General features: G+C 68.6%; 5 protein-coding genes. All 5 read right to left on the reverse strand.

What is annotated here, in order from left to right; all coding sequences use genetic code 11:
- Positions 1-126: 126 nt before the first annotated feature.
- A complete protein-coding gene (locus ABZ923_RS40780) occupies positions 127-501 on the reverse strand; it encodes a F0F1 ATP synthase subunit epsilon (protein WP_067129289.1) in 375 nt (124 codons plus the stop codon).
- Positions 502-611: 110 nt separating this feature from the next.
- Entirely contained in the window at positions 612-2,048 is a 1,437-nt protein-coding gene (atpD, locus tag ABZ923_RS40785) for a F0F1 ATP synthase subunit beta (protein ID WP_014675014.1), read from the reverse strand.
- On the reverse strand, positions 2,049-2,966 hold the full coding sequence (locus ABZ923_RS40790) for a F0F1 ATP synthase subunit gamma (protein WP_361483347.1): 918 nt from the start codon (positions 2,964-2,966) through the stop codon (positions 2,049-2,051).
- A 21-nt stretch (positions 2,967-2,987) separates the two neighbouring features.
- Positions 2,988-4,580 (reverse strand): F0F1 ATP synthase subunit alpha, encoded by a 1,593-nt coding sequence (gene atpA, locus ABZ923_RS40795; protein WP_361483349.1) that lies wholly within the window; start codon positions 4,578-4,580, stop codon positions 2,988-2,990.
- 144 nt (positions 4,581-4,724) lie between these two features.
- Positions 4,725-5,473 (reverse strand): F0F1 ATP synthase subunit delta (locus tag ABZ923_RS40800; RefSeq protein WP_361483351.1); only part of this gene is annotated, 749 nt, incomplete at its 5' end.

Raw genomic sequence — 5,473 nt, forward strand, 5'->3', positions numbered from 1 at the left:
CCCCACATCCTCTCATTTTTTTAACCTCATCATAAAAACCACACCTAGCGCCCCCCGCGGCGGGGGGGCCTGTATTCCTCCGGTCCCAGCCGCGGCTGAGGATCGTCAACGCACGGCGCGCTGCGTCTAGCGCGCCGCCGCGGCACGCAGTCGAACGTCCGCGCGACGCTCGGCGGCGGCGTCGCCCTCCGCCTTCGCACGCTCCAGCTCCCGCTCCGTGCGCTGGACGTCGATCTCGTCCGACAGCTCGGCGATCTCGGCCAGCAGCGAGAGCTTGTCGTCCGCGAACGAGATGAAACCGCCGTGCACAGCGGCGACGACCGTTCCACCATCACTCGTACGGATGGTCACCGGGCCCGACTCCAGCACACCGAGCAGCGGCTGGTGACCGGGCATGACGCCGATGTCGCCGGACGTGGTGCGCGCGACGACCAGGGTGGCCTCGCCGGACCAGACCTGGCGGTCGGCGGCGACCAGCTCGACGTGCAGCTCAGCAGCCAAGGGTGGCTCCTCGGGTCACCACCCGGCGGGGGTGCCGGGTGTTGGGGTCAATTCTAGTGGGCGTGGATGAGGGGGCGGGACGCACCCGCCCCCTCGGATGAGCACGGGGCTCAGGAGACGCCCAGCTCCTTCGCGTTCTTCTTGAGGTCCTCGAGACCACCGCACATGAAGAACGCCTGCTCCGGGAAGTGGTCGTACTCGCCGTCGCAGATCGCGTTGAACGCGGCGATCGACTCGTCCAGGGGCACGTCCGAACCGTCCACGCCGGTGAACTGCTTGGCGACGTGGGTGTTCTGGGACAGGAAGCGCTCCACACGACGGGCACGGTGGACGACGAGCTTGTCCTCCTCGCCCAGCTCGTCGATACCGAGGATCGCGATGATGTCCTGGAGGTCCTTGTACTTCTGCAGGATCGTCTTCACGCGCATGGCCGCGTTGTAGTGGTCCTGCGAGATGTAGCGCGGGTCCAGGATCCGGGACGTGGAGTCCAGCGGGTCCACGGCCGGGTAGATGCCCTTCTCGGAGATCGGACGGGACAGAACCGTCGTCGCGTCGAGGTGGGCGAAGGTGGTCGCCGGGGCCGGGTCGGTCAGGTCGTCGGCGGGGACGTAGATCGCCTGCATCGAGGTGATCGAGTGACCGCGGGTCGAGGTGATGCGCTCCTGGAGGAGACCCATCTCGTCGGCCAGGTTCGGCTGGTAACCCACCGCGGACGGCATGCGGCCGAGCAGCGTGGAGACCTCGGAACCGGCCTGCGTGAAGCGGAAGATGTTGTCGATGAAGAACAGCACGTCCTGCTTCTGGACGTCACGGAAGTACTCGGCCATGGTGAGGCCGGCCAGCGCGACGCGCAGACGGGTGCCCGGGGGCTCGTCCATCTGACCGAAGACCAGCGCGGTCTTGTCGATGACGCCCGAGTCGGACATCTCCTCGATCAGGTCGTTGCCCTCACGGGTGCGCTCACCGACACCGGCGAACACGGAGACACCGTCGTGGTTGTTGGCGACGCGGTAGATCATCTCCTGGATGAGCACCGTCTTGCCGACGCCGGCGCCGCCGAACAGACCGATCTTGCCGCCCTTGACGTACGGGGTCAGCAGGTCGATGACCTTGACGCCGGTCTCGAACATCTCGGTCTTCGACTCGAGCTCGTCGAAGTTCGGGGCCTTGCGGTGGATGGACCAGCGCTCGCCCTCGTACTGCTCGTCGACGTTCAGCACCTCACCGAGGGTGTTGAACACCTTGCCCTTGGTGAAGTCACCGACCGGGACGGTGATGCCGTCGCCGGTGTCGACGACCGGGGCCTGGCGGACCAGACCGTCGGTCGGCTGCATGGAGATGGTGCGGACCAGGCCGTCACCCAGGTGCTGGGCGACCTCCAGGGTCAGCGTCTTCTTCTCGCCCGCGTTGGCCGGGTCGGCGACCTCGACGTGGAGGGCGTTGTAGATGTCCGGCATCGCGTCGACGGGGAACTCCACGTCGACGACCGGGCCGATGACCCGGGCGACGCGGCCCGTAGCCGTCGCGGTCTCAACAGTGGTGGTCATTTATCGGTCACTCCCCGCGGTCGCGTCGGCCAGGGCGCTCGCGCCACCGACGATCTCGCTGATTTCCTGGGTGATTTCGGCCTGGCGGGCCGCGTTGGCAAGACGGGAGAGCGTGTTGATCAGCTCGCCCGCGTTGTCGGTGGCCGACTTCATCGCGCGCCGCGTGGCGGCGTGCTTCGAAGCGGCCGACTGGAGCAGCGCGTTGTAGATGCGGCTCTCCACGTAGCGCGGCAGCAGGGCGTCGAGGACGTCCTCCGCCGAGGGCTCGAAGTCGTACAGCGGGAGGATCTCACCCTTGGGGTGAGCCTCCTCGGCGACCTCTTCGAGGCGCAGCGGCAGCAGCCGGGCGTCCAGCGCCGTCTGCGTCATCATCGAGACGAACTCGGTGAAGACGATGTGGAGTTCGTCCACACCACCCTCGGCCGTGTCCTTCTCGATCGCCTCGATCAGAGGCGCCGCCACCTTCTTGGCGTCCGCGTACGTCGGCTCGTCCGTGAAGCCCGTCCACGACTCCGCGATCTTGCGCTCACGGAAGTTGTAGTGGGCCACACCGCGCCGGCCGACGATGTACGTGTCGACCTGCTTGCCCTCGCGCTCCAGGCGCGCGGTCAGCTGCTCCGCCGCCTTGATGGCGTTGGAGTTGAAGGCGCCGGCCAGACCGCGGTCGCTCGTGAGGAGCAGGACCGCGGCACGGGTCGGGTTCTCCGCCTCCGTGGTGAGCGGGTGCTTGGTGTTCGACCCCGTACCGACCGCCGTGACCGCCCGCGTCAGCTCGGTCGCGTACGGCGTGGAGGCCGCCACCTTGCGCTGCGCCTTGACGACGCGCGAGGCGGCGATCATCTCCATCGCCTTGGTGATCTTCTTGGTCGCGGTGACGGATCGGATGCGACGCTTGTAGACCCGGAGCTGGGCTCCCATGAGTCAGGTCCCTTCCTTACGTCACTTGGCGGCAGCGGCAGGAGTGTCCTCGCCGAGCAGCTTGCCGTCCGAGGTCTCGAACTGCTTCTTGAACTCGGCGATCGCGTCGGCCACGGCCGTCAGCGTGTCGTCGGACATCTTGCCGCCCTCGCGGATGGAGGTCATGAGGCCCTGCTCCTTGCGGTGCAGGTACTCCAGCAGCTCCTTCTCGAAGCGGCGGATGTCGGCGACCGGCACGTCGTCCATCTTGCCGGTGGTGCCGGCCCACACGGAGACGACCTGGTCCTCGGTGGACATCGGCTGGTACTGGTCCTGCTTCAGCAGCTCGACCATGCGCTGACCGCGCTCCAGCTGCGACTTCGACGCGGCGTCCAGGTCCGAACCGAAGGCGGCGAACGCCTCCAGCTCACGGAACTGGGCGAGGTCCACGCGGAGGCGGCCGGAGACCTGCTTCATCGCCTTGTGCTGCGCGGAACCACCGACTCGGGAGACGGAGATACCGACGTTCAGCGCGGGGCGCTGACCGGCGTTGAACAGGTCCGACTCCAGGAAGCACTGGCCGTCGGTGATGGAGATGACGTTGGTCGGGATGAACGCCGAGACGTCGTTGGCCTTGGTCTCGACGATCGGCAGACCGGTCATCGAACCGGCACCCATGTCGTCGGAGAGCTTGGCGCAGCGCTCCAGCAGCCGGGAGTGCAGGTAGAAGACGTCACCCGGGTAGGCCTCACGGCCCGGCGGGCGGCGCAGCAGCAGGGACACGGCGCGGTAGGCGTCGGCCTGCTTCGAGAGGTCGTCGAAGATGATGAGGACGTGCTTGCCCTCGTACATCCACTGCTGACCGATGGCCGAACCGGTGTACGGCGCCAGGTACTTGAAGCCGGCCGGGTCGGACGCCGGGGCGGCGACGATGGTCGTGTACTCCAGCGCGTGGTTCTCCTCCAGCGCGCGGCGCACGCCGGCGATGGTGGAGCCCTTCTGGCCGATGGCGACGTAGATGCAGCGGACCTGCTTCTTCGGGTCGCCCGAGCGCCAGTTGTCACGCTGGTTGATGATCGTGTCGACGGCCAGGGCGGTCTTGCCGGTCTGGCGGTCGCCGATGATCAGCTGACGCTGGCCACGGCCGATCGGGGTCATCGCGTCGACGGCCTTGTAGCCGGTCTCCATCGGCTCGTGCACCGACTTGCGCTGCATGACCGTGGGGGCCTGCAGCTCGAGGGCGCGGCGGCCGGACGTCTCGATCTCGCCGAGGCCGTCGATCGGGTTGCCGAGCGGGTCGACGACGCGACCGAGGTAGCCCTCGCCGACCGCGACGGAGAGGACCTCACCGGTGCGCGTGACCGGCTGACCCTCCTCGATGCCGCTGAACTCACCGAGGACGATGGCACCGATCTCGCGCTCCTCGAGGTTGAGGGCGAGGCCGAGGGTGCCGTCCTCGAACTTCAGCAGTTCGTTGGCCATGGCCGAGGGCAGGCCCTCGACCTTCGCGATGCCGTCGCCGGCAAGGGTGACCGTACCGACCTCCTCGCGCGAGGCCGCGTCCGGCTTGTACGACTGGACGAAGTTCTCCAGCGCGTCCCGGATCTCCTCCGGCCGGATCGTGAGCTCCGCCATCTGGGTTCCCTGCTCTCCTTGTTGGGCCCGAAGTTTCACTTTGGGGGGATGGGGACTCCCCCCAACAGGAGGTGAATCCTCTGCACGGCCCAACCAGGGCCGTAAGTACGTACTGCTTTTCTCGAAATATCGAGTTGCTGTCGGCTAGCTCGCCATGCGGCGGGCGGCCTCGTCCAGCCGGTCCGCGAGGGAGCCGTTGATGACCTCGTCACCGACCTGCACCCGGATGCCGCCGACGACCTGGGGGTCGACGTCGAGGTTCAGGTGCATCCGACGCCCGTAGAGCTTGGTCAGGGCGGCGCCGAGGCGCTGCTTCTGCCCGTCGCTCAGCGGCACCGCCGAGGTGACGACGGCGACCATGCGGTTCCGGCGATCGGCGGCGAGCTTGGACAGGGACTCCAGTCCCGCTTCCAGGCTACGTCCACGCGGGGCGGTGGCCAGACGCGTCACCAGACGCTCCGTGGCCGGCTTGGCCCGCCCGCCGAGGAGCCGGTGCAGCAGCTCGGTCTTGGCCGAGGTGCCGGCGGCACGGTCGGTGAGCGCGGCGCGCAGCTCGGTGCTGGAGGAGACGATCCGGCCGAACCGGAACAGCTCGTCCTCGACGTCGTCGAGGGTGCCGGTCTTCTCCGCGGCCGTGAGGTCGGCGATGTTCGCCAGCTCCTCCAGCGCGTCCACCAGGTCGCGGGGCTGCGACCAGCGGGACCGGGCCAGTCCGGACACCAGGTCGGCGGTGGTGCCGCTGACCTGGCCGCCGATCAGGCGCTGGACCAGCTGCGCCTTGGCCTCCCCGGGCTGGGCCCGGGGGGGGTGGGCGCCGGGCGGGCCGGGGGGGCGGGGGCGCGACGGGGGGGGGGGGGCCCGCCCGTGGGGGCGCGGGCCGCGGGGCTCGGACG

This window comes from Streptomyces sp. NPDC046881 (genome assembly GCF_040645015.1).
Lineage (GTDB): Bacteria > Actinomycetota > Actinomycetes > Streptomycetales > Streptomycetaceae > Streptomyces.